Origin of the sequence: Streptomyces sp. DH12 (assembly GCF_020873895.1) — a bacterium.
Classification (GTDB): Bacteria; Actinomycetota; Actinomycetes; order Streptomycetales; family Streptomycetaceae; genus Streptomyces.
Genome location: NZ_JAHWGT010000057.1, coordinates 1 through 26,457, shown reverse-complemented (window position 1 = coordinate 26,457; position 26,457 = coordinate 1). Strand labels below are relative to the sequence as shown.

The window sequence follows — 26,457 nt, the reverse complement described above, 5'->3', positions numbered from 1 at the left end:
GTGCGGGTAGGGCGGGCGGGGCGGGTGCGAGACTGGCCGGCGGCGCGGCGCGGTGGGCGGCGCGCGGTACGGGAGCGCGAGGGGCGAGGCGGCGGTATGGACGAGGTACGGGCGCGGGCGGTCCTGGACGCGGCCGGGTACGCGGGGAGCGGCGGCGCGACGCTGCTGTCCCTGGGCGAGAACGCGGTGTTCGCGGTCGGCGGCCTGGTCGTGAAGGTCGGTCGGGACGCCGAGCTGCTGGAGCGGGCGCGGCGCGAGGTGGCGGTCGCCGCGTGGCTGGCGGAGGCGGGCGTTCCGGCAGTGCGGGCGGCGGAGGGCGAGGCGCGGCTGGTGGACGGCCACCCGGTGACCGTGTGGCACCGGCTGCCCGACGCGGCCCGCCCGGCCGAGCCCCGGGACCTCGCCCCGCTGCTGCGGCTGGTGCACGAGCTGCCCGCGCCGCCCTTCCCGCTGCCGCGCCGGGAGTTGCTCGGCGGGGTGGAGCGCTGGCTGCGGCTGGCCGGGGAGGCGGTCGACCCCGAGGACGCCGCCTTCCTGCGGGAGCGGAGGGACGGGTTCGCCGCGGCGGCGGCCGGGCTGGTGCCGCGGCTCGTGCCGGGCCCGATCCACGGGGACGCGCTCCCCCGCAACGCGCACGTCGGCCCGGACGGCCCGGTCCTCGTCGACCTGGAGACGTTCTCCGCGGACCTGCGCGAGCACGACCTGGTGGTGCTCGCCCTGGCCCGCGACCGGTACGGGCTGGACCCGGCGGCGTACGACGCGTTCACCACCGCGTACGGGTGGGACGTGCGCGAGTGGGAGGGGTGCGCGGTGCTGCGCGGGGCACGGGAGACGGCCAGTTGCGCCTGGGTGGCGCAGCACGCGCCGGTGAACCCGGCCGCGCTGGCCGAGTTCCGCCGTCGGGTGGCGTCGCTGCGGGACGGCGACGCGGAGGTGCGCTGGTACCCGTTCTGACGGGGTGGCAGACTGGCCGGCCCGAGGTGTGATCGCTCAGAGCGGAGGGCTGTCGATGCGTGTCCAACTCACCGAGGTGGCGCTGGAGTTCGAGGTCCGGGAGGGTGGCGGCCGGGGTCCGGCGGTGCTGCTGGTGCACGGCTTCCCGGACACGCACGCCTGCTGGCGCCGCCAGGTGCCGGCCCTGGCCGCCGCCGGGTACCGCGTGATCGCCCCGGACCTGCGCGGCTTCGGCGGTTCGGACCGGCCCGCGGACACCGCGGCGTACGCCCCGGCCCGCTCGGCCGGGGACCTGCTGGAGCTGCTCGACCGGCTGGAGGTCGGGCGGGTCCACCTGGTCGGGCACGACTGGGGGTCGGGGATAGTCCAGCAGCTGGCCATGCGCGCGCCCGAGCGGGTGGCGAGCCTGTCGCTGTTGTCGGTGGGCCACCTGGGCGCCCTGTGGGACGCGGGCTGGGAGCAGCGCAGCCTGTCCTGGTACATGCTGCTGTTCCAGCACGCGGGTCTGGCCGAGGAGTGGCTGCTGCGGGACGGGGCGGCGAAGGCGCGGGAGTTCCTCGCGGAGCACCCGGACGCCGACGAGGTGCTGGCCCGGCTGGCGGAGCCGGGGGCGTTGACCGCGGCGCTCGCCGTCTACCGGGCAGGGCTGCCGCCGGAGGTGCTGTTCGGCCCGGAGGGGCCGCTGCCGCCGCTGCCGGGGCCGGTGCTGGGGCTGTGGAGCAGCCGGGACCGGTTCCTCACGGAGGCGTCCATGGCGGGCACCGGCAAGTACGTCGCGGGCCCGTGGCGGTACGAGCGGATCGAGGGCGCCGGGCACTGGCTCCAGCTGGACGCGGCCGAGCGGGTGAACGCGCTGCTGCTCGACTTCCTCGCCGAGCACTCCTGACGCGACCGGCCCGCGCCGGGCTCCGGGCGGACGCCGCCTCAAGGCGGGCGCCGCCGGCGGGGCGGTCCCGGCTGCCGGGCCTGGCCGTCGCGGGGCCTCGCCGCGGGTCCCCGGGGGCGGCCGGTCGAGCGCGGTGCGCTCAGCCGGCGACCGGCGCGGAGTCGGGTGCCGGTGCGGCGGCGGGCCGCCGTACCGGCCAGTCGGGGTCGACCACGGCGTCGGGGCTGCCCTGGCGGCGCAGGAACGCCTGGAAGTCCGTCGCCCACGCGGCGTACCACTCGATCTGATGGGTGTGCAGCCGGGCCGGGGACAGCTCCGCGACACGGGTGTGCCGCTCGGCTATCGCACAGGCCACCAGCACGGCGGCGAGCGCGTCGGCGGCCGCCTCGTGGGCGTCGTCGAGCACCACGCCGTACTCGGCGCAGACCGCCTCCAGGTTCCGCTTGCCGCGCCGGTAGCGGTCGACGGCGCGGTCGATGGTGTACGGGTCGACGACGGGGCCGATCGGCGCGCCGCCCAGCCGCTCGCTCAGCGACGGCAGCCCGTGGCGGCGCAACTCGGCGGTCAGCAGCGTCAGGTCGAAGGCGGCGTTGTACGCGACGACCGGCACGCCCCGGCGCCAGTACCCGGCGAGGGCGTCGGCGACCTCGTCGGCCACGTCCCGGGCGGGGCGGCCCCGGGCGGCGGCCTGCTCGCTGCTGATGCCGTGGATCGCCGACGCCTGCGCGGGGATGAGGACGCCGGGGTCGGCGAGCCACTCGCGGCGCGCCAGGGTGCGCCCGCCGCGCACCTCGACGACGGCGGCCGTGACGATCCGCGCCTCGAAGGGCTCCGTGCCCGTCGTCTCCAGGTCGAAGCCGACCAGTGTCTCCCCGTGCCAGCCCATGCCGCACCTCCTTCACGGCGCCGCGGTCCGCGCGGCGCCCTCCCCCAGTGGGCCTTCACCCTCGCACGCGGCACTGACAACGCCGCCCGGGGAGCCGTGGGGCGGCCGCCGTCAGGAGACGGGGCGCGAATCCGCCCAGAACGACTCGAACTCCTCGCGGTACGTCTCGAACAGGCCGTGGTCTGCCTCCCCCGACGGGGTGACGAGGGGCCGGCGGGCGCCCCGCAGGACGAGTACGGGCGCCTCCATGCCGCGGGCGCGGCGGAGGTAGGACTGGACGATGCCGACGCCGTCGGGGCCGTCGCCGTCCACCAGGTAGGCCGTGAAGCGGGGGGTGTCGTCGAACACCTGGATCTCGAAGGCGCCCGGGTCGCGCAGCTTGGAGCGGACCCGCCGCATGTGCAGGATGTTCATCTCCACGGACCGGCTGAGCTCGCCCTTGCGGATGCCGAGCTCCCGCTCGCGCCGCTTGACGGCGCTGCTCGCCGGGTTGAGGAACAGCAGCCGTATCCGGCACCCGGACTCCGCGAGCCGCACGAGGCGCCGCCCGGAGAAGTTCTGCACGAGCAGGTTGAGACCTATGCCGATGGCGTCGACGCGCCGGGCGCCGCCGAAGAGGTCCTCGGCGGGCATCTGCCGCTGGAGGCGCACGCGGTCGGGGTGGACGGAGACCACGTCGGCGTACCGGTCCCCCACGAGGTCCTCGACGGCGTCGACGGGCAGCCGGTGCGCGGAGGGCACGCCCGCGCCGCTGCCCAGGATCTCCAGGAGCCGGGCGGAGGCGCGCTCCGACTGGTCGAGGACGGTCCGCGACAGGGCGCGGTTGCGGGAGACGACGTTGCGGGTGACCTCCAGCTCGTCGAGGGCCAGCTCCAGCTCGCGGCGGTCGTCGAAGTACGGCTCGAAGCAGGGCCAGTGCTGGACCATCAGCTCGCGCAGCTGGGGCAGGGTGAGGAAGCTGAGGACGTTGTCGTCGGCGGGGTCCAGGAGGTAGCCCTTGCGGCGGGAGACCTCGCGGACGGCGACGGCCCGCTGCACCCACTCCTGTCCGGCGGGGCCGGCGGCGGAGACGACCCAGTCGTCTCCGTGCATGGGCTCGTAGATCGGCCGGAGGACGGCGGCCACCACGGCCCGCAGACGCTGTTCGACCAGATTCAGCCAGATGTAGGCGCGCCCGGCGCGCTGGGCGCGGGTGCGCACCTCGCTCCAGTCCTGGGCGTCCCACTCCAGCTCCGCGCCGATCTCCAGGGGCCGGGCGAGTGAGACCGCGCCGGGCGGGACATCAGCGGAGTCAGTGGAGTCCCCTTCATGACCTGAGTCACCTGGGGGCAGCTCCAGCCCTCCCGAGCTCACCCGCGCACCGCCTTCTGGTTCCGAACGCCCGTCTCCAACGATCAAGGAAGGGTACTCCGGGAGGGGGAGCCGGTGCAGCCGGATGCGCGTGGTTCTTTCCCAACCTCCGTGGCGGAGGCGGTGGTTCCGGGGTGGCGGGGTAGGAGGGGTGAGGTGATTCATAGTGGTGGGCCGCGCGCCCCGGGGCGCCGCCCCCGGCGGTCGACCGGCGCGCGCGGTCCGGGCGAGGACCCCCCGACCGGGGGGACCCGGGGCCGCGCCCGGTTGACGGGGCCGCGCGGCCGGGCCGGCCGGCGCGGGTCGGCGGGCGGGCGCGGGCGCCGTCCGCCGCCGCCGCGGCGGCCCGCGGGGCGCCCGGAAGGGGCGCTTTCCGGCCAGACCACCGCAACGAGCCGTATTCCCGGTCACCCGGTAGGACCGTCCGGCGTCCTAGGCGGGCGCGCGACTTTCGTGGAGGATCGGTCAGTGACCCCCATCAGCCGGAAGTGACCCCATCAGCCGGATCGGAATGGAAGAGTCTTATCTATGCAGGTCTGGCCGGGACAGGCGTATCCCCTCGGTGCCACCTACGACGGCGCCGGAACCAACTTCGCGGTCTTCTCGGAGGCCGCCGACCGCATCGAGCTGTGCCTCCTGCACGAGGACGGCTCGGAGACCGCGGTCGAGCTGCGTGAGAGCGACGCCTTCGTGCGGCACGCGTACCTCCCCGGGGTGATGCCGGGCCAGCGGTACGGGTTCCGCGTGCACGGGCCGTACGCGCCCGAGCAGGGGGCCCGGTGCAACTCCTCCAAGCTCCTCCTCGACCCGTACGCGCGCGCCATCGCCGGGTCCGTCGACTGGGGCGAGGCCGTGTACGGCTACCACTTCGGCAAGCCGGACTCCCGCAACGACCTGGACTCCGCGCCGCACACCATGTCGTCCGTCGTGGTCAACCCGTACTTCGACTGGGGCGACGACCGGCCGCCGCGCACGGACTACCACCGGACCGTGATCTACGAGGCGCACGTCAAGGGCCTGACCATGCTGCACCCGGCGCTGCCCAAGGAGCTGCGGGGCACGTACGCCGGGCTCGCCCACCCGGCGATCATCGAGCACCTGACGGAGCTGGGCGTCACGGCGATCGAACTGATGCCGGTGCACCAATTCGTCCAGGACCACCGCCTCGCGGACGCCGGCATGGCGAACTACTGGGGCTACAACACCATCGGATTCTTCGCCCCGCACAACGCCTACGCCTCGTGGGGCGACCGCGGGCAGCAGGTGCTGGAGTTCAAGTCGGCGGTGCGCGCCCTGCACCAGGCGGGCATCGAGGTCATCCTCGACGTGGTCTACAACCACACCGCCGAGGGCAACCACCTGGGTCCGACGCTCTCCTTCCGCGGCCTGGACAACACCTCGTACTACCGGCTGGTCGAGGACGACCCGCGCTACTACATGGACACCACCGGCACCGGGAACTCGCTGCTCATGCGGTCCCCGCACGTCCTCCAGCTGATCATGGACTCGCTGCGGTACTGGGTGACGGAGATGCACGTCGACGGCTTCCGCTTCGACCTCGCGGCGACGCTGGCCCGCCAGTTCCACGAGGTGGACCGGCTGTCGTCGTTCTTCGACCTGGTGCAGCAGGACCCGGTGGTCAGCCAGGTGAAGCTGATCGCCGAGCCGTGGGACGTCGGCGAGGGCGGCTACCAGGTGGGCAACTTCCCGCCGCTGTGGACCGAGTGGAACGGCATGTACCGCGACACCGTCCGCGACCTGTGGCGGGGCGAGCCGCGCACGCTGGCCGAGTTCGCCTCCCGCCTCACCGGCTCGTCCGACCTGTACCAGGACGACGGTCGGCGGCCGCTGGCCTCGGTGAACTTCGTGACCTGCCACGACGGCTTCACACTGCGGGACCTCGTCTCGTACAACGAGAAGCACAACGACGCCAACGGCGAGGGCAACCGCGACGGCGAGAGCCACAACCGCTCGTGGAACTGCGGCGCGGAGGGCGAGACCGACGACGAGGGCATCCGCGCGCTGCGGATGCGCCAGATGCGCAACTTCATCGCCACGCTGATGCTCTCCCAGGGCGTGCCGATGCTCAGCCACGGCGACGAGTTCGGCCGCACCCAGCACGGCAACAACAACGCCTACTGCCAGGACGGCGAGCTGTCGTGGGTGCACTGGCCCGACGGGGAGGCGGAGGAGGCCAGGTCGCTGCTGGAGTTCACCCGGTCGATGGTGTGGCTGCGCCGCGACCACCCCGTCTTCCGGCGCCGCCGCTTCTTCCACGGGCGGCCGGTGGAGGGCACCCACGACGACCTGTCGGACATCGCATGGTTCGTCCCGGACGGCCGGGAGATGACGGCGCGGGACTGGCAGGCCGCCCACGCCAAGGCGCTGACGGTCTTCCTCAACGGCCACGCCATCTCGGAACCGGGGCCGCGCGGAGAGCGGATCTCCGACGACTCGTTCCTGCTCATGTTCAACGCCGCGGCCGAGGACCTGGAGTTCACCGTGCCCGTCAACCACGGCCGCCAGTGGCAGGTCGTCGTGGACACGGCCGTGCCGGAGGGCGTCGAGCCGGGGCAGGGCGACAAGGTGGCGGCGGGCGACCGGCTGACCGTGGTCGGCCGGAGCCTGACCGTCCTGCGCCGCCCGGCGTAGGCCGTGGCGCGGCGGGGTCGTGAAGGACACGGCGCGGGGCCCGGCCGTCGGGACGGGGATGCTCCGAACGGGGTAGTCGCATCGAGCGAGGGGAGACGCGCCGTGTCGGCGGGTACGTACGTTCGCATGACCTCCCACACGCCCCTCGCCACGTACCGGCTCCAGCTCCAGCCGGACTTCCCGTTCCGGGCGGCCGCCGGCGCGGTGCCCTACCTCGCCTCGCTCGGGGTCTCCCACCTGCACCTGTCGCCGATCCTGGAGGCGGTGCCCGGGTCGACGCACGGCTACGACGTGACCGACCACGGACGGGTCCGGGAGGAGCTCGGGGGCGAGGAGGGGCTGCGCGACCTCGCCGACGCCGCGCGGGCGCACGGCCTGGGCCTGGTCGTCGACCTCGTGCCCAACCACATGGCGGCCGCGCTGCCCCACAACCGGGCCCTGTGGGAGGTGCTGCGCGACGGGCCCGCCTCGCCGTACGCCCGCTGGTTCGACATCGACTGGGAGGCGGGCGGCGGCAGGGTGCTGCTGCCGGTGCTCCCGAAGCGGATCGGCGAGCTCGCCGAGGACCTGGAGGTCGACGCCGAAGCGGAGGTGCTGCGGTGCGGCCCGCAGGTCTTCCCGCTCCGCCCGGGCACGGCCGGGCTGCCGCTGGCGGAGCTGCTGGACGCCCAGTGGTACCGCCCGGCGTGGTGGCGGCTGGCCCGCACGGAGCTGAACTACCGGCGCTTCTTCACCGTCTCCGACCTCATCGGGGTGCGCGTGGAGGACCCGGAGGTGTTCGAGGCCACCCATGCCAAGATCCTCGAACTGGTGCGGGACGGCGTCGTCGACGGCCTGCGCATCGACCACCCGGACGGGCTGGCCGACCCGGAGGCGTACCTGCGCACCCTGGAGGCGGCGACCGGCGGGGAGTGCTGGACGGTGGTGGAGAAGATCCTCACCGGCGACGAGCGGCTCCCGGCCACCTGGCCGGTGGCGGGTACCACGGGGTACGACGCGCTGCGCCGGATCGACGGGCTGTTCGTGGACGGCGCGGGAGCGGAGGAACTGGCCGACGTGTACCGCAGGTTCGCCGCCCCGCCCGGCGACCGCGGCGGGTACTGGGAGGCGACGGCCCGCCGGGCCGCGTACCGGGTGGTCACGCACGAGCTGGCCGCCGAGGTGGCGTACCTGACGCGGACGGCGGAGCGGGTCTGCGCCGCCTACCCCGGGCTCCGCGACCACGCGCCGTGGGCGCTGCGGGCCGCCGTCCGCGAGCTGCTCATCCGGGTGCCGGTCTACCGGCCCTACCCGCGGGGCGGCGCGGAGGAGGTGCTGACCGAGGCGGCGGCGCGGGCCGCGAAGGAGACGTTCACCGTGCCGGAGGAGGCCGCCGCCGTGGACGTCGTACGGGAGCTGGCGCTGGGCCGGCTGGGCGACGGCCCCGACCAGCGGGCGTTCCGCGCGCGGTTCGCGCAGACCTCGTCCGCGCTGCGGGCCAAGTCGGTGGAGGACACGGCGTTCTACCGGTACGTGCCGCTGCTGTCGGCGAACGAGGTGGGCGGCGAGCCGGGCCGGCCGGCCGTGTCGCCGGAGGAGTTCCACGCGTACTGCGCCCGCGTCGCCCGCGACTGGCCGGCGACGGGGACGGTGCTGTCGACCCACGACACCAAGCGCAGCGCGGACGTGCGGGCGAGGATCGCGGTCCTGTCGCAGTGCCCCGGCCGGTGGGCGAAGCTCCTCGGTGACGTGGCGCGCGTGGCCGCGCCCGACGGGCAGCTGGCGTGGTCGGCGTGGCAGTCCTGCCTGGGCCTCGGGCGGCCGGCGCGCGAGCGCCTGGAGGGGGCGCTGCTCAAGGCGGCCCGCGAGGCGGGGTTGCACACGGGCTGGACGGAGCAGGACCCGGTGTACGAGGAGGCCGTGGCGGCGTTCGTGGCCGACGGCCCGGCGGGGTCGCCGCAGCACGTGGTGGCGGAGCTGGCGGCGGAGGTGGAGCCGCACGTGTGGGCGAACGTGCTGGGCGCGGCGCTGGTGCACCTGACGATGCCGGGCGTGCCGGACCTGTACCAGGGCACGGAAGCCGTCTACGAGGCGCTGGTGGACCCCGACAACCGGGCGCCGTTCACCCAGCCGCGGGCGGACGGCAAGACCGCCGTGACGCGGGCCGCGCTCGGGCTGCGGCGCGACCTGCCGGAGGTGTTCGGCCCGGCGGGGACGTACATGCCGCTCGCGGCGTCCGGAGAGGCCGCGGAGCACTGCGTGGCGTTCGTCCGGTCGGACCGGGTGGTGACGGCGGTGACGCGGCTGTCGCTGCGGCTGGCGGAGCGGGGCGGCTGGGGCGACACCGCGCTGACCCTGCCGGAGGGCCGGTGGGCGGACGGCCTGGGCGGCAGCCGGGTCGTCGAGGGCGGGCGGCCCGTGCCGCTGGCGGAGCTGTTCGCCGAGCGGCCGGTGGCCCTGCTCAGCCGTACGGAGTGACCCCGCGTACGGGCCGGCGGGCGTCGAGCGGTCGGGGCGGCGGGCGTCGGCCGGTACGTCAGCGGGCGTCGAGGCGGAAGGCCATCCGGCCGAACGAGACCATGTCACCCGGCTGCACGACGACGGTGCCGGTGACGCGGCGGCCGTTGACGGTGGTGCCGTTGGTGCTGTTGAGGTCGCGCAGCATCCACAGCCCGCCCTGCATGCCGAGTTCGGCGTGCAGGCGGGAGACCGTCTCGTGGCTGAGGCGCAGTCCGTTGACCGGGTCGCGGCCTATGCGCAGCGGGTACGGGCCCGGTTCCGGCAGGAGCAGCTTCGGCAGCCGCTCCGCCTGCCAGGCCCGGCCGAGCCGGACCGTGAACGCGGACATCCGCTCGACGGCGCCGAACAGCCGCCGCGACCAGCCGCCGGGCTGCTCGCGCAGGTCGTCGGTGAGGGCCGCCAGCTCCTCGGAGTGGCGGGCGACCAGGGCGAGCTCCATGCGGCGCAGGAACGTGTCGTGGGACAGCCTGCCCTGGACCGCGCCCTCGCGGAGCAGCTCCAGCGCGCCGTCCCGCTCGGCGTCCGACAGCCGGGCGGGGTGGGTCTGGGGCTCGAAAGGCGACGTCACACAGGTGATTGTCGGCTCCGGGGCCCCGGGGTGTCCAGACGGGTGCCCGCCGCGGGGTCCGATCGGCCAAGTGCCGTGCTTCCGGATCCCCGCCTTGCCAGGATGGGGGCGCGGTACCGATGAGCCGTCCGACGACGAGGGGATCGCCAGTGCTGTTCGAGGTGTGGGCGCCGAACGCCCGCGAGCGGGTGGAGCTGGAACTGGCGGGTGCCCGGCACCCGATGGAGCGCGACCCGGCCCGTGAGGGGTGGTGGACGGCCCTGCTGGGCGGTGACGGCGGCGTCCCCGACGGGACCCGGTACGGGTTCTCCCTCGACGGCGGTCCGGTGCTGCCCGACCCGCGGTCGCGGCGGCAGCCGGACGGGCCGGACGGACGCAGCGCGGTGGTCGACCACGGCGCCCACGAGTGGCGCCACGAGCCGCCGCGGCGGGGGCTGCGCGAGGCGGTCCTGTACGAGCTGCACGTCGGGACGTACACCCCGGAGGGCGACCTGGACGCGGCGGCCGGGCGGCTGGAGCACCTGGTGCGGCTGGGCGTCACCCATGTGGAGCTGATGCCGCTGTGCCCCTTCCCCGGCCGGCACGGCTGGGGGTACGAGGGCGTGTCGCTGTGGGCGGTCCACGAGCCGTACGGCGGGCCCGCGGCGCTCAAGCGGTTCGTGGACGCCGCGCACGGACTGGGGCTCGGCGTGGTGCTGGACGTGGTCCACAACCACCTGGGTCCGTCCGGCAATTACCTGCCGGTCTTCGGCCCCTACTTCACCGACACCCACCACACGCCGTGGGGCTCGGCGGTCAACCTGGACGCGCCGGGCTCGGACGAGGTGCGGGCGTTCCTGCTCGGCAGCGCGCTGTCCTGGCTGCGCGACTACCGCGTCGACGGGCTGCGGCTGGACGCGGTGCACGCGCTCGCCGACACCCGGGCGCTGACGTTCCTGGAGGAGCTGTCGGCCGCGGTCGACGAACTGGCGGCGGAGCAGGGCCGCGAGCACTTCCTGATCGCCGAGTCGGACCTGTGCGACCCGCGCACGACGACCCCCCGCGAGGCCGGGGGCCTGGGACTGCACGCCCAGTGGAACGACGACTTCCACCACGCGCTGCACACCGCGCTGACGGGCGAGTCCCAGGGGTACTACGCCGACTTCGCGCGGCGGCCGCTGGACGCGCTGGCGAAGACCCTGGGCCATGTCTTCTTCCACGACGGCACCTACTCGACCTTCCGGGGCCGTACGCACGGCCGCCCGGTCGACGTGGCGACGGTGCCCGCCCACCGCTTCCTCGGCTACGCCCAGACCCACGACCAGGTGGGCAACCGGGCGCAGGGCGACCGGCTGTCGGCGTCCCTCTCCCCCGGCCTGCTGGCGTGCGCGGCGACGCTCGTCCTCACCGGGCCGTTCACGCCGATGCTGTTCATGGGCGAGGAGTGGGGCGCGGGGACGCCGTGGCAGTTCTTCACCGACCACACCGACCCGGAGCTCGCGGAGGCGGTGCGCACCGGGCGGCGGCGGGAGTTCGCGGCGCACGGCTGGAAGGAGGAGGAGGTGCCGGACCCGCAGGAGGCGGCGACACGCGAGCGCTCCTGCCTGGACTGGTCGGAGCCGCGGCGCGAGCCGCACGCCCGGCTCCTGGAGTGGCACACCCGGCTCATCGCCCTGCGGGCGGAGCTGCCGGACCTCACCGACCCGGACCTCGCGGGCATCCGCCTGGCGTACGACGAGGAGGCCCGCTGGCTCGCGTACCGCCGCGGCGACGTGCGGGTGGCGGTGAACCTCGGCTCGGCGCCGGCCCGGATCCCGCTGGGCCGCGACGGCGTGCGGGTGCTGGCCGCGTGGGAGCCGCTGGAACCGCCGGAGGGGGAGGGCGGGGTGCTGGTGCTGCCCGCCGAGTCGTGCGTGGTGCTGGCGGACCGCTGACGCCGGGCCTGGCGGGCCGGGGCGCGGCCGGTCAGCGGGCGCGCGCCAGCCGGTCGGCCAGTTCGGCCGCGGGGCCCGTCGGGGCGGCGGCGTGCAGGAGCTCCACGCGGTGGACGAGCGCCGGTTCGACGAGCGGTACGGCGGCGGCGCCGGGCGCGGCCGGTACGGTCCGCGGGAGGAGCGCCAGTCCGTGCCCGGCCGCGGCGAGGGAGGTCAGAGCGCGGACGTCGGTGCCGTCGTAGCGCAGCGCGGGCCGGAATCCGTACGTGCCGTGGGCGGCGCGGAGCCGGTCGAGGGGGATCCCGGCGTCCGGCGCGTCGATCCAGCGGGCGGCCGCCAGGTCGCCGAGGCGGACGCCGGCCCGGTGGGCGAGGGGGTCCCCGGCGGGCAGGTGCAGGGCGAGGGGGGCCGTGGCGACGCGGGTGGCCGCGGGGCCCGCGGCGTCGGGTCCGTCGTCGGCCGGGTCGCCGGGCACGTCGAGCCGGTCGACGAGGCCGAGGGCGGCGGTGCCCGCGGCGAGCGCGGCGCGGACCGCCTCGCGGGGCAGGACCGCCAGGGTGACGCGGGCGGTGGCGGTGGGCAGCGCGGCGAGCAGCCGGGGGTCGACGGCGAGCGGTGAGGCGGCGACGGCCAGCGCGGCCTCCGGCGCGGCGGCGAGCCGGGCGAGTTCCGCGCGGGCCGCGTCGAGGCGGAGCAGCAGCGGTACGGCGTGCTCCAGGAGCCGGGCGCCCGCCACGGTGGGGACGACGGGCCGACGGGTGACCAGGGGCAGGCCCAGGTCCCGTTCGAGGGCGGCGACGTCCCGGGCGACCGCGGACCGGCTGCGGCCGAGCTCGCGGGCGGCCGCCGAGAAGGAGCCGAGCCGGGTCACCGTCACGAACGAGCGCAGCAGGTCGGGGTCCATACCCCCAGTCTGGACGGCCCGGGCCCGTCGCATGCCCCGGGCCGCCACCATCCCCCGGCCGCCGCCCGCAGGCACGGGCCTGGTCGCCTGCCACCGGCGGCCGCCGCCGGTGGAGGCGACCAGGCGGCTTCCTGTCCCACGGCTGCGAACGACTCGCCCGTGACCACTGACCACCGGGACGCGGGCGAGGAGGGCGCAGCGCGCACCGTACCGCTACGCGGCGCAGCGCGGGCACCGCCCTACCCCTGCCGCGGCGGCCCGGGTGTGGGGACACCTCCAGGACGTGACCACCGGCTACGGCCACCGGCCCGGCCCGCGCGGTCACCTGGCTGCCGGCACTGCTCCCTGCTCCGCGCCGCCGTCTCGGCGGCCGACGAGCCGCCAGGAGCCGACGCGGGCAAGGGGTCCCCTTCGACGCCCCCGTCCACACAGCGGACCTGCTGCCCCCGGTCGTCGACTTCGGCCGGGGGAAGGCGTTCGCGCCCACCGGCGCCCACCGGTGGCCGGCCGTCCTCCTCGTCGCCCTGGGATGGGTCTTCGCCACGACCGCCGCGGCCGGTGTCGTCCGGAGCCCCAAGCGGCGGTAGGCGGCCGGACGGGCGGTGAGCGGCGCGGGGGGACGCGCCACGCCGGGCGGCCCGTCGGGGTCGTCGGTGTGTCAGGCGGGCGGGGGCGGCCTCGTGACGTCGCGGCGGGGGCGGACGGGGTCAGGGCAGGTGGACCACGAGGTCGGCGCGGTCGCGGCCCATGGCGACGAGGCGGGCGTTCGCCTCGTCGGACTCGCGGACCCAGCGCTCGGCGCGGGCGCGGTCCTTGCCGTGGGCGACGTGCCGCTCGACGAGGCGCCGGACGCGGAGCCGGTCGTCGGTCTCCACGAACCAGACCTCGTCCAGCAGCGCCCGTACCGGTGCCCACGCGGGGTCGTCGTGGAGCAGGTAGTTGCCCTCGGTGACGACGAGCGGGACCTCGGGCGGGACGGGGACACTGCCAGCGACGGGCTCCTCCAGGTCCCGGTCGAAGGCCGGCGCGTACACGGTGACGCCCGGCTCGGGGGTGCGCAGCCGGGCGAGCAGGGCCGCGTATCCGGCGGTGTCGAAGGTGTCGGGGGCGCCCTTGCGCGCGGCCCGGCCGAGTCGCTCCAGTTCGGCCTGCGCGAGGTGGAACCCGTCCATCGGGACCAGCGCGGCCAGCCCGTCGAGCCGTTCGACGAGGCGGGCGGCGAGGGTGGACTTCCCCGCGCCGGGGGCGCCCGCCAGGCCGAGGATGCGGCGGCGCCCGGTGGAGGCCAGTTGTCGTGCGCGGGTGGTGAGTCCGGCGAGTCGATGCGCGTCCATGGAGCCGATTGTCCCGTCTCTCGCCCGGTGGCTACCGATCGGTAGCCGGAAGGCCGCGTTCCGTCCACCATGTGACGCGAACATGCCGATTCACGGGGTGGCGGAGCCGCCCACCCGATCCGAAGAGGAGTGGATCCCATGCACGGACCCGGAAGAGCACGCCGCTGGAGCGCCGCCCTGGCCGCCTCGGCCGCCCTGGCCCTCGCCCTGCCCGCCCAGGCGACCGCGGCCGCTCCGGCCGAGCCCGCCGAGCGGCGGGCCGCGGCCGCCGCCCACGGCGGCCTCGCCCAGCTGCGGGGCGTCGACCACGCCGCCTGGCAGCGCGACGTGGCCGCGGCGCTCGCCCCCGCGCGCCCCTACCTGGAGCAGCGCACCGCCGGCGGGTCCGGCCAGAAGCTCGCGATCGTCCTGGACATCGACAACACGTCGCTGGAGACGGACTTCCACTACTTCTGGGAGTACCCCACCCCGGCCGTCCGCCCCGCCCTGGACCTCGCGCGCTACGCCCACGCGCGCGGCGTGGCCGTCTTCTTCGTCACCGCCCGGCCCGGCATCATCCACGACCTGACCGCGCACAACCTCAGGGCCGTCGGCTACCCCGTGACCGGTCTGTACGTCCGGGACCTGCCCGACCTGTTCGAGGAAGTCGCCGCGTACAAGACGGAGAAGCGGGCGGAGATAGAGGCCAAGGGCTACACGGTCATCGCGAACATCGGCAACCGCCCGAGCGACCTGTCGGGCGGCCACGCCGAGCGCACCTTCAAACTGCCGGACTACGACGGCAAGCTCTCCTGACGCTCCCCGAGCCCGGCCGGCGCGGCGCCGCGGTGGCGGTCGAACCCCACCCGCACCGTGGCGTCGCACAGGCCGGTCACCCACCGGTGCGCGGGCGTCTCCAGCGCCGCCGAGGCCGGCGCGCCGGCGAGCACCGCGCGGACCGCGGCGAGTGCGCCGTTCCCGGCGACCTCCAGCGACCGGCCCAGGACGTACAGCACGCCGCCCGCCCCGGAGGGGCCGGCCTCGGCGACCGCCGTGGCTCTATGCGCGTAGAAATGTTCCACAGTGCAACCTGGGATCCGCTGGAGCTCCTGGGCGACGGCGCCGATGTCCAGGGCGAACCCGTGCCGCCCCGGGGAATCCAACCGGATGTGGATCGCGTACATGCGCAACATGATCGCATCGCGACCGAGAAGAGGGCAGCCGGACGACTGGCCTCTAACTGCCATGACAGCAGGCGGCCTTCCCTACAGCCAGCCGCAGCGCGCGGCGAGCAGGCCCGCCTCGAAGCGGCTGCGGGCGCCCAGTTTGCTCATGATCTCGGCCATCATCCGGCGCACCGTGCGCAGGGAGACGCCGAGGCGGCGGGCGGCCACCTCGTCCGTGCTGCCGGTCTCCAGCAGCCGGAGCAGTTCCCGTTCCTGCGCCGTCGGCTCGCCGGCCTCGGCGGACTCGACGGCGCCGAGCGGCCGGGCGCGCTCCCAGTGCGACTCGAAGAGGCTGACCAGTGCCGCCAGCACGCCCGGCGCGTGGACGACCACCGCGCCCGCCCGGCTGTTCTCGGGGTCGACGGGGAGCAGCGCCTGGGTGCCGTCCACGATGAGCAGGCGGACGGGGAGGGAGGGGATGGTCCGTATCTCGCCGCCGAGTCCGGCGAGCCACCGGGCGTACTCCATGGTGGCCCGGTCGTTGCGGACGCTGTCGAGGTACAGGGTGCGGATGCGCACGCCCGCGGCGAGGCTGTGCTCGTCCAGGGGGCGGCTGGCGTTGAGGGCCTCCTCGCTCTGACCGCCGCCCGGCATGAAGGAGAGCAGTTCGTGCTTGGCGAGCGTGGCGAGTTCGGCGAGCCGGGAGCGGACGGCGACGACGTCGTCGAGGCGCTCCAGCCCGATGTTGCCCCGGTGCCCGCAGTTGGAGGAGTACGTCACGGCCAGCTCGGCGGCGAGCGCGCGGGCGGCGGCCAACTGGGTCTGCTGCGCCTGGATCTCCAGTTCCCGCCGGTGCAGCAGGGCGGCGAGGGCGATGCCGGGCGGGAGCGCGACCGGCGCGGCGGCCGTGCCGCCGGAGTACAGCATGGACAGGTGGGCCAGCTCGTCGAGGCAGGCGCGCACCTCGGGCTCGGTCATGCCCAGGTCGCCGGCGATCTCGGCGACGCCCCACCCCGGCTGCGACACGATTAGCCGGTACACGTCAAGACTGCGCCCGTGGAGGCCCAGGAGCGACGCCAGTGGCCTCTGATCGGGATCGTCGTCGGAGTGGTCCACCGCCTCAGTGACCCGCCTCACCGCTCACGCACCTTCCCCCAGTGCCTTGATCATATCGCCAGCGTGCATGGTAAGGGCTGGGGGCGGGGTTCCGAGAGGGGCCCGAGGACATCCACCAGCCACCCTCCACGGTACGGGCGCGGGGCGGGTCCGCGCCCGTGGGCGAGGGCGGTGGCGGCGGTGACCGCGGGGCGGGCGGCGGGGCGGGCCGGGACGGCGGAGGCGGTGGACGGGGGCGGTCAGTAGCTGACGCAGGCCGTGCGCCACTCCGTGTAGAAGTCCCAGACCTGCGGGGAGCATTCGGCCGGGCCGTACTGGGACTCCTTGGCGCCGACGTGCGGCATGTGCGGGTAGGCGCCGACGCCGGGCCGGTTGACGTGCAGCATGCCCGCGTCGATCCGGTCGAGGGCCCGCAGGGCGAGGCTCTGGTCGGCGGTGAACACGGCGGCGGCCATGCCGTAGCGCACGGAGTTCACCACGCGCAGCCCGTCCTCGAAGCCGTCGCAGTCGATGACGGAGAGCACCGGGCCGAAGATCTCCTCCTGGGCGACGAAGCTGTCCGGTGCGACGTCCACCAGGACGGTCGGGGCCATGAAGCAGCCGTCGGCCAGCGGGCCGTCGAGGCGCTCACCGCCGCAGGCGACGGACGCCCCGTCCGCCACGGCCCTGCGGACGCCGTCCAGGCAGGCCCGCAGGCGCTCCTCGGAGACGACCGGGCCGAGCCCCGCCTCCGGGTCGAGGCCGTCGCCGGCGGTGAGGGCCGCGGCCCTCGCGGTGAGGCGCGCCACGAGCCCGTCGCGGACGGCGCGGTCGACCACGACGCGGCTGGTGGCCGAACAGCGCTGCCCGGCCTGGCCGAAGGCACCCGCGACGATCGCGTCGGCGGCCAGGTCCAGGTCCGCGTCGGCGAGCACCAGGGCGGCGTTCTTGCCGCCCATCTCCAGCTGCGTGCGCAGGAACCGGGGGGCTCCGGCGGTGTGGATGGCCCGGCCCACCTCGACCGAGCCCGTGAAGGAGATGCCCGCCACGGCCGGTTCGGCGACCAGGGCCTCGCCCGCCGCGCGGCCCCCGTGGACGAGGTTGAGGACCCCGCCGGTCGCGCCCGCCGCCAGCAGGCACTCCACCAGCAGCGCCGCGGTGTGCGGGGTCAGGGGGGACGGCTTGAGGACGACGGTGCAGCCGGAGACGAGGGCGGGGGCCGCCTTCCAGGCGGGGATCGCCAGCGGGAAGTTCCACGGCGTGACGAGGCCGACCACGCCCAGGGGGTGGCGGCGGGTCAGCGCCAGGGTGCGCGGGTCGTCGGCGGGCAGGGTCGCCCCGCCGAGCCGGCGCCCCTCGCCGGCCGTGTACTCCATCAGCGAGACGGTCCGGTCGACCTCGCCGCGCGCCTCGCGCAGCAGCTTGCCCTGCTCGCGGGTGATCGCCACGGCGAACTCCTCGCGGCGCTCCCGGACGAGGGAGGCCGCGCGCATCACGATCTCCCCGCGCCGGACGGGGCCCAGCTCCCGCCAGGCGGGCAGCGCGGCGGCCGCCGCCGCGACGGCGTCGCGCACGTCGGCGGCGTCGGAGTCGGCGCTGCGGCTGACGACCTCGCCGAGCCGGGCGGGGTTGCGGTTCTCCTGGCGGCGGCCAGACAGGGCGTCGCGCCAGGTGTCGCCGACGAGGTTGCGCACCTCGGCGACGGCCGGTGCGGGGGCGGTGCGGCGGGGCTCCATGCTCTTCCTTCGTCTGCGGGCGTCGGGGCGGTCCGCCCGGGGCTCGGGAACCCGGGCGGACCGGTGGGCGGCGGACCTGCGGCAGCGCCTCGCGGGGCGCGCCGGGCGCTGCGCGGGGTCAGTCGAGCGGCGCGGCGTACGTGGCGGTCAGCCGGTCGTGGCGCTGCTGGAGCGTCAGCAGCTCGTCGACCCGCTGGAGCGCGAACACGTCCTTCAGCGCGGCGATGGAACCCTCCACGCCGTAGGTCGAGCCGGCCCCGCCGATCTGGGCGAGGACGTCGCGCATGGCGCTGATCGAGGCCCGCAGCCCCTGGTTGGCGTAGATCACCCCGCCGAAGCCGCGGGTGGTCAGCTCGTCGGCGGTGACCTGCGGGTACGTCGTGGGCACGACGATGACGGGCAGGGCGCCGCGGTAGGACTCGCGGAAGGCGAACACCTCGTCGGGGGCGCTCTTCTTGGAGTGGATGAGCAGGGCGTCGGCGCCGGCCCGCTCGTAGACGGCGGCACGGCGCAGCGCCTCGTCCATGCCGGCGCCGGCGATCAGCGCCTCGATGCGCGCCACGACCACGAAGTCGGGGTCGGTGCGGGCCTCCTTGGCGGCGGTGATCTTCGCGGCGAAGTCGCCGATGGGGGCGAGGTCCTGGTTGCCCTCCACGAAGCTGTTCATCTTCGGGAACATCTTGTCCTCGATGCACACGCCGGCCATGCCCCGCGCCTCGTACGAGCGGATCATGTGCACGACGTTGCCGACGCCGCCGAAGCCGGAGTCGCAGTCGGCGAGGACCGGGATGCCCACGGCGCCGGCGATCTCGGAGGCCGCCTCCAGGCACTCGGCCATGGAGAGGATGTTGGCGTCCGGGATGGCGCGGGCGGCCGAGATCTCCAGTCCGCTGGCCCAGATCGCCTCGAAGCCGGCCTCCTCGCCGAGCTTGGCGCTCAGGGCGCCGTGCGCCCCCATGACGCGGGCTATGGCGGGGCCGTTCAGGGCTTCACGCAGGGCACGGGTCTTCGACATTCGGGCAACTCCTTCACAGGTGGGTGGGTCCGGGAGGTCAGGCGGCGGCCGGGGCGAGCGCGGTGGAGACCCGCTCGACGATCTGCTGCGGGGTGTGCGTCACCCGGCGTCCGGGGCCACCGGTGCGCGGTCCGGTGAGGGCGTGCAGCAGGGCGGGCCGCGGGGTCAGGTCGGCCGCCCGGAGGCCGGCGGCGTCCTCGACCCGTACGGCGCGGGCGTACCCGGCGGCGAGGGCGAGGGCGGTGAAGTCGGTGCGGCCGACGGTGGCCTGGCCGCCGGTGCTCTCGTGCATGCCGTTGTCCACGACGACGTGGAGCAGGGGGACGCCGGCGCCCGCGACCAGGGGCAGCACGCCGAGGTTCATCAGCAGGGAGCCGTCGCCGTCGAGGGCGATCACCGTCCGCGCCGGGCGGGCGAGGGCGATCCCGAGGGCGACGGGGGCGGCGATGCCCATGGAGCCGACGAGGTAGAAGTTCTCCGGCCGGTCCGCCGCGTTGAACAGCTCCCGGGTGGTGAAGCCGCAGGTGGAGACGATCACCGCGTCGGGGTGGCGGCCGAGCAGCTCGGCGGCGACGTCGGAGAGCGTCAGCGCGGGCGCGGCGGGGGTGGGGGTGGGGGTGGGTGCGGACATCAGATGCCTTCCCGGACGATGAGCACGCCGCAGCGCTGCTCCTTGTCCATCAGGTCGAGCACGGTGGCGACGGAGCCGGCCGGGTCGGCGTGGTCGAGGACGGTGTACGGGAGCCGGAACAGCTCCAGCAGCCGCAGCAGTTCCGCCCCGATCACGTCGTGCTCGACGGCGTCGTTGCCGTCGTGGCCCCGCCAGCTGACGACGAGCAGCACGGGAACGTCGTAGATGAGGTTGAACGAGGTGATGACGTTGAGGGAGTAGCCGAGCCCGGAGTTCTGCATGAGGACCACGGCGCGCTCGCCGGCGACGACGGCTCCGGAGGCGATGCCGATGGCGCTGTCCTCGCGGGGGGCGGCGACGTAGCGCAGCCGGGCGAGGCGGGCGTCGTCGCCCGGGTCCTCCAGGAGGCGGAACGCACCGGTGAGCAGGGAGCAGGGGACGCCGGTGGCCAGGGTGTAGCCGTGGTCGACGAGGCTGCTGAGCAGGGCACGGGCGGTCGCACCCGTGGCGGTGGAGTGCATGTCGGCCTTCCGTCGGTGGGGTCGGTGCGTCAGGGGGTCGCGGCCGCGGGGGACGCGGGGGCGCCGTGGAGCGGGGCGTACTCGGCCCGGTAGGCGTCCTCCACCCGCCGGGCGGCGGCGAGGCACGAGCGCATGTCGTCGCCGGTGACGAGGAAGGTGAGGACGTTGTAGGGCCGGTCCGGGTGGAGTTCGGCGCCCGGGGCGAAGCGGGTCTTGCAGAACACCAGCTCCGGGAAGGCGGCGAGCAGTTCCTCGCGCGGTGTCTGCGCGGTCATCCGCACCGGTTCGGCGGGCGGCGGCACGCAGCGGTACAGGGCGTGGCGGACCCGGCCGTAGTCCCCCTCGGGCGGGCGGCCCAGGGCCAGCCGGACGACGTCCGCGGCGATGTCGGCGCCGGTCGCGGCCCGCAGCAGGTGGCCCATGGGGCCGCCGAGGCGGGCGTTGAGTTCGATGCAGGCGGGGCCGTCGGGGGTGAGCTTGAGCTCGACGTGGGTCGCGCCCCAGCGGATCCCGAGGGCCTCGATGATCCGCCCGGTGTGGTCCAGGACCTGCCGCTGCCGGTGGGCGGGCAGGGAGGTGGGGGCGGCGTGGCCCGTCTCGACGAAGCCGTGCTGCGGGAGCTTGTCGGTGATGCCGACGTGCGTGACGCGGCCGTCCGCCACCAGGGACTCGACGCTGACGTAGTCGGCGAAGCCCGACTCCTCGTACCACTCCTCGCCGGCGAGCAGCTGTTCCAGGACGAACAGCGGCTCGGGGTCGAGCAGCGGCGACTGCCGGTACGCGGTGAGCGCCTCGGCCAGCCGGGCGCGCAGCTCCGCCTCGTCGCGGACCTTGCTGACGAGGAAGCTGGCCGCGCCGTGGACGGGCTTGAGGATGGCCGGGAAGCCGACCTCGGCGGCGGCCGCCGGCACGTCGCCCTGGTCGCGGACCTCCCGGAAGCGGATCGTCTCCACGCCCGCCTCGCGCAGCCGGCGCCGCTGGTCCAGCTTCGACTGGGCGGTGCGGACGGCGCCGGGCGCGTTGCCGGGCAGGCCCAGCCTCTTCTGCGCCTCGGCCTGCGCGACGATGAGCGGTTCGCCGAAGGTCGCCACGCCGTGCAGCGGGTGCCGCGCGTGGAGGTCGGCGAGCATGCCGGGGATGTCGCGGTGGTCGCCGGTGGCGAGCCACTCGCCGGCGCACTCCCGGCTCCAGCGCTCCTTGAGGGCGGTGGCGGCGGCGGCCGTGGGGCCGCCCTCGTACCAGACCACGGTGACCCGGCGGGTGACCTCGGTGGCCGCCGTCAGGGCGGCGTCAGGCGAGATGCCGCCCGCGCCGAGGAGCAGCGCGACGTGCGGCTCCGCCGGGCTCACCGAGCGCCCTCCCCCGGCTCCCGGCCCACGAACAGCACCTCGCGCGCCATGCGCTCCAGGTCGTCCGTGTCGTGCGGGTCGACCAGCTGCACGCCCATGCCGCGGTCGGCGCGCTCCCGGGCGGCCATGACGTTGCGGTGGGGCACGCCGTGGACGGCGGGGATGGTGATGTCGTTGCGTCCGAGCCAGGTCTCCACCCCGAGGGAGGCCATGGTGTCGGACGGCACCAGCACCAGGGCGCGGGCGGCGGCGACGAGGCCCGGGTCGCGCAGGATGTCGGGGATGCCGGCGCCCCACAGGTCGCCGCCGAGCTCGGCGACGACGATCTCGGCGCCCTCGTCGGCGAGCCGGCCCACGAGGTGGCGGGCGGCGCCGACGACGGCGTCGGGCCCGTGTCCGTACGTGGTGCCGAGGCCGGCGTCGACGAAGTCGGCGGCGCAGTGCGCGCCGGCGTCGGCGAGGGTCAGCAGATCGCGGAGCCGGCCGGTGCCGGCCAGCTTGGTGACGCCGACGCGCAGTCCGTGCCGGGCGGTCAGGTGGTGGACGAGGGCGGAGGCGAAGGTGGTCTTGCCGACCTCGGCGGCGGTGCCGCCGACGAACACGACGGGCGTGGCCGGCACCGTGTCGGCGGCCCTGCGCCGCAGCCGCAGCACCCGCCCCTCGCGGTCGGCGGCGAGGCCGACCAGTTCCAGGGCGGTGGCCGTGCCGAGGGAGGACGGCGAGGAGGCGGCGATGCCGATGATGCCGCCGACCGCCATCAGGTCGGCCGGGTCGCCGGCCTTCACGGGCAGCCCGCCCTCGGGCAGCCCGCCGTAGATGGAGGTGGTGGAGTGGCGCTCGCCGAGCACGCCGACGACCTCGTCGCCGACGCGGACGCGGACGTCGCGGCCGCTGGTGTTCTCGACGGCCTTGTAGGCGCCCACCGAGACGACGCGGGCGATGACGACGTCGCCCGCCTGCCCGAGGCCCTCGACGGCCGTCAGCTCCTCGGGGAGCCCGTAGGTCCCGCGCGTGCAACTCGCGATGATTCTGGTCATGACCTGTTCCAGGAAGTGGGAGGGAGGGGTGACAGGCGGAGGTCACTGGATGTTGACGCTCCAGATGGTGCGGGGATTGACCGCCGTGCCCCCGTCCGGCGCGGTGCGGGTGGCGACCACCTCCTGGCGGCCGTGCCCGTAGCGGTCGTTGTCGATGACCACGACGTCGCCGGCCTCCATGACGTACGCCCGGTGCACCTCCGGGTCGTCGGCCGTGGCCTTGAACCGCACGACGGCCTCGTACCAGCGCTCCCCGTCCGGCATCCGCTCGGCCGCCCGGCCCAGCCGGGTGACGTCCTGGGGGAGGCGCACGGCCACGTCGTCCGGCACCGGGGTGAGCCGGCGCGTGCCCGGCACGTACAGGAAGGGCAGCGCGGAGGGCTCCTCGTCGAGGTGGGAGGCGGGGAAGCTGACCGAGTTGGCGGTCAGGAGGCGCAGGTCCTCCGCCCAGTGCTCGGGGTGGCGCTCCCGCACGGCGCGCAGGACGTCGCCCCAGCGCACGATCAGGGACTCGCCGTTGTGTCCCGGTGCGAAGTCGCGCCAGCCCGGGTCGGCCATGAGCATGGCCAGGTGCAGCGGCCGGCGCCGGGCGAAGGAGCGCCCGGTGTGCATGGGCAGCGAACCGGCCTTCTCCTGGACGCGCTGTTCGGCTCCCGGTTCGGGGGCCCGGCAGCGGACCGTGTTGACGGCCGGGTGGAGGGCGTACGCGTCCGAGGCGGAGCCGGCCGCGTAGTTGGGGCAGAGTTCGCCCAGCTGCTCCAGCAGGTCGACGTAGCGCTCGACGTCGAGCGGGAAGCCGCGGAGGTAGGCGAGCCGGTGCTCGGCGACGGACCGGACCGTCGCGGCCGTGATGTCCGCCGGTGACATCCCCGAGCAGTCGATGGCGATGCTGTCGAACATGATCATATCCCCTTGGGCGGGAGGAGGGAACGCCTGCGGGCGCTCAACTGGCGTGTTGCGCAAGGTCGTTGGCGACCAGGGCGGCGTAGAGCTCGTCGGGCGACCCGTTGGGCGGCAGCGTGAGGAACGGGACCCCGCCCTCGCGGTGCCGCTCGCGTACGGACGCCAGCGCCCGCTCGTCCGGCGGGAGGCCGGTCACCAGGACGGCGACGCCGTTGCGGGCGAGGATCTCGGCCACCAGCCCGGTCCGCAGGACGGCGGCGGCCGCGGTGTCCCCCGGCCCGCCCGGTCCGACGGCCCCGTCCAGCACCTCGACGCGGCGGTGCTGGGCGCGCAGCCGTTCGGCCAGCGCCGCGGCACCGGCGGCACCGGGCGCCACGGGGGCGCCCGCGGGGCCCGCCGGGACCGGGCCCGCCGGGGTCGGGTGCGCCGGGGTCGGGTGCGCCGGGGTCGGGTGCGCCGGGGTCGGGGGCGTCGGGGCGGTGCCGGGTGCCGGGGGCGTCAGCCAGAGTGTGGCGCCGGGGAGGCACGTGCAGACGGTCGCGGGCCGGGTCATCGGGCACCTGCCGGGATCTTGTCGTCGGTACGGTCCGCCGCGGGCGGGGGCCCCTCGTCCTCGTCGCGGGGCAGCAGGCCGCGGCGGATCGCGGACTCCAGCCAACCGCCGGCCATCAGGGAGGTGATGACGGCGGTGAGGACCAGGGTGGTGAAGAGAGTGGCGTCGATGATCCGCGCGTCGTAGGCGAGGGTCGCCAGGACGATGCCGGGGCCGCCGCGCGCGTTCATGGCGACCGCGAGGTTGAGCGCGCCCGACCGCGGCCGGCCGGCCCAGCGGGCGCCCAGGTAGACGCTGGCCGCCTTGACCACGCAGGCGAAGGCGATGAACGCCAGGGTGAGCAGCGGGTCGAAGGCGTGGACCAGGTCGAGTTTGAGGCCGACGATCGCGAAGTAGACGGGGATGAAGAACCCGGTCGCGAAACCGCGGACGGCGGCCATCGGGTCGGGCTCGCCCGCGCCCCGGCTCCAGCTCATCATCAGGCCCACGAGGAAGGCGCCGTACATCGGCGTGATGCCGAGGAAGACGCAGGCGCCGCCGGCGCCGAGGACCACGGCGACCTGCACGGCGACCTGGACGCCGGGCGCCCGCCCCTCCCCCGCGCCCGACCGGTCCGCGCCCGCTCGGTCCGCGCCCGCTCGGTCCGCGCCCGGTCGGGCGGCGGTCGTCGGGGCGGCGGTCGGGCCCGGTCCGGCCGCCGAGGCGTGCGGACGGGCCGCGGTGCGGCGCAGGAGCGCGCCCGCCCCGGCCATCAGCCCGAAGAAGGCGACGGAGACGAGGGCGTGGTACGCGATGGCCCCGTCGCCCGTGCCGACGCCGAGCAGCGCCGGGGCGCCGAAGGCGTCGTGCGGGCCGCCGCCGACCATGCCGAGGGCGACCGCGATCACCACGTTGAGGACGATGTCCTCCAGCACGGCGACCGAGAGCACCACCCGGGCGAAGGAGGTCCCGGCGATGCCGAGGTCCATCATGATCCGGGAGATCACCGGGATGCTGGTGATCGCGACGGCGCACGCGATGACCAGCGTGAGCGCGGTGTGGTCGCCCGCCTCGCCGACGACCGAGGACAGGTCGACGACCCGTACCAGCAGCAGGCCGCAGCCGAAGGGGATGACCATGCCGACGACGGCGATCAGCAGCACCGCCCGGCCGTCGTGACGGGAGAACACCGCCCGCATCTGCAGACCCGCCAGGAACATCAGCAGCAGCACGCCGAGTTGGTACACGAGGGCCAGCCCGGTCGCGGCCGGCCCGGTCGGCGGGAAGAGCCACTCCTGGGCGCCTGGGGCGAGGAGGCCGAAGAGCGACGGGCCGAGCAGCAGCCCGCCGGTGATCTCGCCGATGACGGGCGGCTGCCGCAGCCGGGCGAAGAGCCGGCCCATGAGGTGCGCCGCGAGGAGCAGCAGCATCAGGGAGGCGAACAGCCGGAAGAGGTCGACGTCGCTCACAGTGCCTCCCAGGCGGACGTCTCCCCGACCAGCCCTGCCGAGCGCGTGGTGCCGTCGGCCGGGTCGATGAGGAGGAAGGCGCCCGTGCGGCGGTTGTCCGCGTAGTCGTCCAGGGCGAGGGGCTCGGCGGTGCGCAGGACGACCCGGCCCAGGTCGTTGACGTCCAGGGCGCCGGCGGCGTCGCGCCGTCCCAGCGTGTCGACGTCGGTGCGGTACGCGATCTCGCGGACGACCGCCCGCACGGTCCGCGTGGTGTGCTTGAGGAGCACCTTGTCGCCGGTGCGCAGAGGGCGTTCGTGGAGGTGGCAGACGGTCGCGGTGACGTCCCGGGTGAGCCGGGGCGGGGTGCCGGCCGCGATCAGGTCGCCGCGGGAGACGTCGACGTCCTCGGCGAGCCGGACGGTGACCGACTGGGAGGCCCGCGCGACGGAGGACGGGGTGCCGAGGACGTCGATGCCGGCGACGGTCGCGCGCTGCCCGGAGGGCAGGACGGTCACGGTGTCGCCTGGCCGCAGCACGCCCGACGCCAGCCGTCCCGCGTAGCCGCGGTAGTCGCGGTGCTCACCGCTCTGCGGGCGGATGACGTACTGCACGGGGAAGCGGGCGGGCGCGTCCGGGGAGCCGGCGGTGATCTCGACGTCCTCCAGGTGCTCCATCAGGGTGGGGCCGCTGTACCAGTCCATGTGCGCGGACGGGGTGACGACGTTGTCGCCCTCCAGGGCGGAGAGCGGCACCGCGACGACGTCGGCGGCGCCGAGGCGGCGCGCGTAGGCGGTGAACTCGTCCGCGACGGCGGCGAAGACCGCCTCGTCGTAGCCGACGAGGTCCATCTTGTTGACGGCGACGACGAGCCGCGGGACGCGCAGCAGCGCGGAGACGGCCGCGTGCCGGCGGGTCTGCTCGACGACGCCGTTGCGGGCGTCGACCAGGACGACGGTGAGGTCCGCGGTGGACGCGCCGGTGACCATGTTGCGGGTGTACTGCACGTGGCCGGGGGTGTCGGCGAGGATGAAGCGGCGCCTGGGGGTGGCGAAGTAGCGGTAGGCGACGTCGATGGTGATGCCCTGCTCGCGTTCGG

General features: G+C 75.4%; 23 protein-coding genes. 6 read left to right on the top strand and 17 right to left on the bottom strand.

The features are described from left to right. Positions 1–96 precede the first annotated feature (96 nt). Together LPA54_RS31555 and LPA54_RS31550 are read left to right on the top strand one after the other, a co-directional pair. Positions 97–954, top strand: coding sequence for a phosphotransferase enzyme family protein (locus tag LPA54_RS31555; protein WP_228984197.1), 858 nt, complete (start codon positions 97–99; stop codon positions 952–954). A gap of 55 nt (positions 955–1,009) precedes the next feature. Then, a complete protein-coding gene (locus tag LPA54_RS31550; protein WP_228984196.1) occupies positions 1,010–1,840 on the top strand; it encodes an alpha/beta fold hydrolase in 831 nt (276 codons plus the stop codon). A 139-nt stretch (positions 1,841–1,979) separates the two neighbouring features. Here LPA54_RS31550 and LPA54_RS31545 read toward each other — a convergent pair whose 3' ends face one another. Continuing rightward, complete coding sequence (locus LPA54_RS31545; protein WP_228984195.1) at positions 1,980–2,726, bottom strand: exonuclease domain-containing protein; 747 nt, start codon at positions 2,724–2,726, stop codon at positions 1,980–1,982. A 111-nt stretch (positions 2,727–2,837) separates the two neighbouring features. Then, entirely contained in the window at positions 2,838–4,079 is a 1,242-nt protein-coding gene (locus LPA54_RS31540; RefSeq protein WP_228984194.1) for an SAV2148 family HEPN domain-containing protein, read from the bottom strand. A gap of 525 nt (positions 4,080–4,604) precedes the next feature. Here LPA54_RS31540 and glgX point away from each other — a divergent pair. Further along, positions 4,605–6,728, top strand: a complete 2,124-nt coding sequence (gene glgX / locus LPA54_RS31535; protein WP_228984193.1) for a glycogen debranching protein GlgX — start codon at positions 4,605–4,607, stop codon at positions 6,726–6,728. Between the two features lie 126 nt (positions 6,729–6,854). Continuing rightward, positions 6,855–9,185 (top strand): malto-oligosyltrehalose synthase, encoded by a 2,331-nt coding sequence (gene treY, locus LPA54_RS31530; protein ID WP_228984192.1) that lies wholly within the window; start codon positions 6,855–6,857, stop codon positions 9,183–9,185. A gap of 58 nt (positions 9,186–9,243) precedes the next feature. Here treY and LPA54_RS31525 read toward each other — a convergent pair whose 3' ends face one another. Continuing rightward, entirely contained in the window at positions 9,244–9,795 is a 552-nt protein-coding gene (locus tag LPA54_RS31525; protein WP_228984191.1) for a DUF1707 and FHA domain-containing protein, read from the bottom strand. Positions 9,796–9,944: 149 nt separating this feature from the next. Here LPA54_RS31525 and treZ point away from each other — a divergent pair, with 149 nt between their 5' ends. After that, positions 9,945–11,708, top strand: a complete 1,764-nt coding sequence (treZ, locus tag LPA54_RS31520; RefSeq protein ID WP_228984190.1) for a malto-oligosyltrehalose trehalohydrolase — start codon at positions 9,945–9,947, stop codon at positions 11,706–11,708. 31 nt (positions 11,709–11,739) lie between these two features. On the opposite strand, the gene LPA54_RS31515 is transcribed toward treZ, so the two are convergent. Together LPA54_RS31515 and LPA54_RS31510 are read right to left on the bottom strand one after the other, a co-directional pair. Beyond that, a complete protein-coding gene (locus LPA54_RS31515) occupies positions 11,740–12,612 on the bottom strand; it encodes a LysR family transcriptional regulator (RefSeq protein ID WP_228984189.1) in 873 nt (290 codons plus the stop codon). Positions 12,613–13,319: 707 nt separating this feature from the next. Continuing rightward, on the bottom strand, positions 13,320–13,946 hold the full coding sequence (locus tag LPA54_RS31510; protein ID WP_228984188.1) for a nucleoside/nucleotide kinase family protein: 627 nt from the start codon (positions 13,944–13,946) through the stop codon (positions 13,320–13,322). A gap of 138 nt (positions 13,947–14,084) precedes the next feature. Here LPA54_RS31510 and LPA54_RS31505 point away from each other — a divergent pair, with 138 nt between their 5' ends. Then, entirely contained in the window at positions 14,085–14,741 is a 657-nt protein-coding gene (locus tag LPA54_RS31505; RefSeq protein WP_228984187.1) for an HAD family acid phosphatase, read from the top strand. Here the strand turns inward: LPA54_RS31505 and LPA54_RS31500 are convergent. From LPA54_RS31500 to LPA54_RS31445, 12 genes are all read right to left on the bottom strand, one after another. After that, positions 14,720–15,109, bottom strand: coding sequence for a hypothetical protein (locus tag LPA54_RS31500; protein WP_228984186.1), 390 nt, complete (start codon positions 15,107–15,109; stop codon positions 14,720–14,722). The two genes, LPA54_RS31505 and LPA54_RS31500, sit on opposite strands and share 22 nt — an antisense overlap. 81 nt (positions 15,110–15,190) lie before the next feature. Beyond that, positions 15,191–16,228 (bottom strand): LuxR C-terminal-related transcriptional regulator, encoded by a 1,038-nt coding sequence (locus tag LPA54_RS31495; RefSeq protein WP_228984185.1) that lies wholly within the window; start codon positions 16,226–16,228, stop codon positions 15,191–15,193. A gap of 218 nt (positions 16,229–16,446) precedes the next feature. Beyond that, on the bottom strand, positions 16,447–17,922 hold the full coding sequence (locus LPA54_RS31490) for an aldehyde dehydrogenase family protein (RefSeq protein WP_228984184.1): 1,476 nt from the start codon (positions 17,920–17,922) through the stop codon (positions 16,447–16,449). Between the two features lie 118 nt (positions 17,923–18,040). After that, positions 18,041–18,937 carry an isocitrate lyase/phosphoenolpyruvate mutase family protein gene (locus LPA54_RS31485; protein ID WP_228984183.1) on the bottom strand — a complete coding sequence of 299 codons (897 nt, stop codon included), beginning with the start codon at positions 18,935–18,937 and terminating at the stop codon, positions 18,041–18,043. Between the two features lie 37 nt (positions 18,938–18,974). Continuing rightward, entirely contained in the window at positions 18,975–19,568 is a 594-nt protein-coding gene (locus tag LPA54_RS31480; protein WP_228984182.1) for a thiamine pyrophosphate-dependent enzyme, read from the bottom strand. Then, positions 19,568–20,089, bottom strand: a complete 522-nt coding sequence (locus LPA54_RS31475) for a thiamine pyrophosphate-binding protein (protein WP_228984181.1) — start codon at positions 20,087–20,089, stop codon at positions 19,568–19,570. Before LPA54_RS31475 ends, LPA54_RS31480 begins: the two co-directional genes overlap by 1 nt. A 29-nt stretch (positions 20,090–20,118) precedes the next feature. Beyond that, positions 20,119–21,438 (bottom strand): ATP-grasp domain-containing protein, encoded by a 1,320-nt coding sequence (locus tag LPA54_RS31470; protein WP_228984180.1) that lies wholly within the window; start codon positions 21,436–21,438, stop codon positions 20,119–20,121. Beyond that, a complete protein-coding gene (locus LPA54_RS31465; RefSeq protein ID WP_228984198.1) occupies positions 21,435–22,475 on the bottom strand; it encodes a hypothetical protein in 1,041 nt (346 codons plus the stop codon). The genes LPA54_RS31470 and LPA54_RS31465 overlap by 4 nt, the downstream gene beginning before the upstream one ends. Before the next feature lie 42 nt (positions 22,476–22,517). Then, positions 22,518–23,375 (bottom strand): TauD/TfdA family dioxygenase, encoded by an 858-nt coding sequence (locus tag LPA54_RS31460; RefSeq protein WP_228984178.1) that lies wholly within the window; start codon positions 23,373–23,375, stop codon positions 22,518–22,520. 43 nt (positions 23,376–23,418) lie between these two features. Then, a complete protein-coding gene (locus LPA54_RS31455) occupies positions 23,419–23,931 on the bottom strand; it encodes a hypothetical protein (RefSeq protein ID WP_228984175.1) in 513 nt (170 codons plus the stop codon). Then, positions 23,928–25,379 (bottom strand): cation:proton antiporter, encoded by a 1,452-nt coding sequence (locus LPA54_RS31450; RefSeq protein ID WP_228984174.1) that lies wholly within the window; start codon positions 25,377–25,379, stop codon positions 23,928–23,930. Before LPA54_RS31450 ends, LPA54_RS31455 begins: the two co-directional genes overlap by 4 nt. Beyond that, the coding region (locus tag LPA54_RS31445) for a sulfate adenylyltransferase subunit 1 (protein ID WP_228984171.1) at positions 25,376–26,457 on the bottom strand (1,082 nt) is incomplete at its 5' end. The genes LPA54_RS31450 and LPA54_RS31445, both read right to left, overlap by 4 nt.

Excerpts from the sequence above, each read along its gene's own strand:
- LPA54_RS31555 (WP_228984197.1), top strand. The coding sequence starts at position 97 with ATGGACGAGGTACGGGCGCGGGCGGTCCTGGACGCGGCCGGGTACGCG.
- LPA54_RS31550 (WP_228984196.1), top strand. The coding sequence starts at position 1,010 with ATGCGTGTCCAACTCACCGAGGTGGCGCTGGAGTTCGAGGTCCGGGAG.
- LPA54_RS31545 (WP_228984195.1), bottom strand. The coding sequence starts at position 2,726 with ATGGGCTGGCACGGGGAGACACTGGTCGGCTTCGACCTGGAGACGACG.
- glgX (WP_228984193.1), top strand. The coding sequence starts at position 4,605 with ATGCAGGTCTGGCCGGGACAGGCGTATCCCCTCGGTGCCACCTACGAC.
- treY (WP_228984192.1), top strand. The coding sequence starts at position 6,855 with ATGACCTCCCACACGCCCCTCGCCACGTACCGGCTCCAGCTCCAGCCG.
- LPA54_RS31515 (WP_228984189.1), bottom strand. The coding sequence starts at position 12,612 with ATGGACCCCGACCTGCTGCGCTCGTTCGTGACGGTGACCCGGCTCGGC.
- LPA54_RS31510 (WP_228984188.1), bottom strand. The coding sequence starts at position 13,946 with ATGGACGCGCATCGACTCGCCGGACTCACCACCCGCGCACGACAACTG.
- LPA54_RS31505 (WP_228984187.1), top strand. The coding sequence starts at position 14,085 with ATGCACGGACCCGGAAGAGCACGCCGCTGGAGCGCCGCCCTGGCCGCC.
- LPA54_RS31500 (WP_228984186.1), bottom strand. The coding sequence starts at position 15,109 with ATGTACGCGATCCACATCCGGTTGGATTCCCCGGGGCGGCACGGGTTC.
- LPA54_RS31490 (WP_228984184.1), bottom strand. The coding sequence starts at position 17,922 with ATGGAGCCCCGCCGCACCGCCCCCGCACCGGCCGTCGCCGAGGTGCGC.
- LPA54_RS31485 (WP_228984183.1), bottom strand. The coding sequence starts at position 18,937 with ATGTCGAAGACCCGTGCCCTGCGTGAAGCCCTGAACGGCCCCGCCATA.
- LPA54_RS31480 (WP_228984182.1), bottom strand. The coding sequence starts at position 19,568 with ATGTCCGCACCCACCCCCACCCCCACCCCCGCCGCGCCCGCGCTGACG.
- LPA54_RS31475 (WP_228984181.1), bottom strand. The coding sequence starts at position 20,089 with ATGCACTCCACCGCCACGGGTGCGACCGCCCGTGCCCTGCTCAGCAGC.
- LPA54_RS31465 (WP_228984198.1), bottom strand. The coding sequence starts at position 22,475 with ATGACCAGAATCATCGCGAGTTGCACGCGCGGGACCTACGGGCTCCCC.
- LPA54_RS31460 (WP_228984178.1), bottom strand. The coding sequence starts at position 23,375 with ATGTTCGACAGCATCGCCATCGACTGCTCGGGGATGTCACCGGCGGAC.
- LPA54_RS31455 (WP_228984175.1), bottom strand. The coding sequence starts at position 23,931 with ATGACCCGGCCCGCGACCGTCTGCACGTGCCTCCCCGGCGCCACACTC.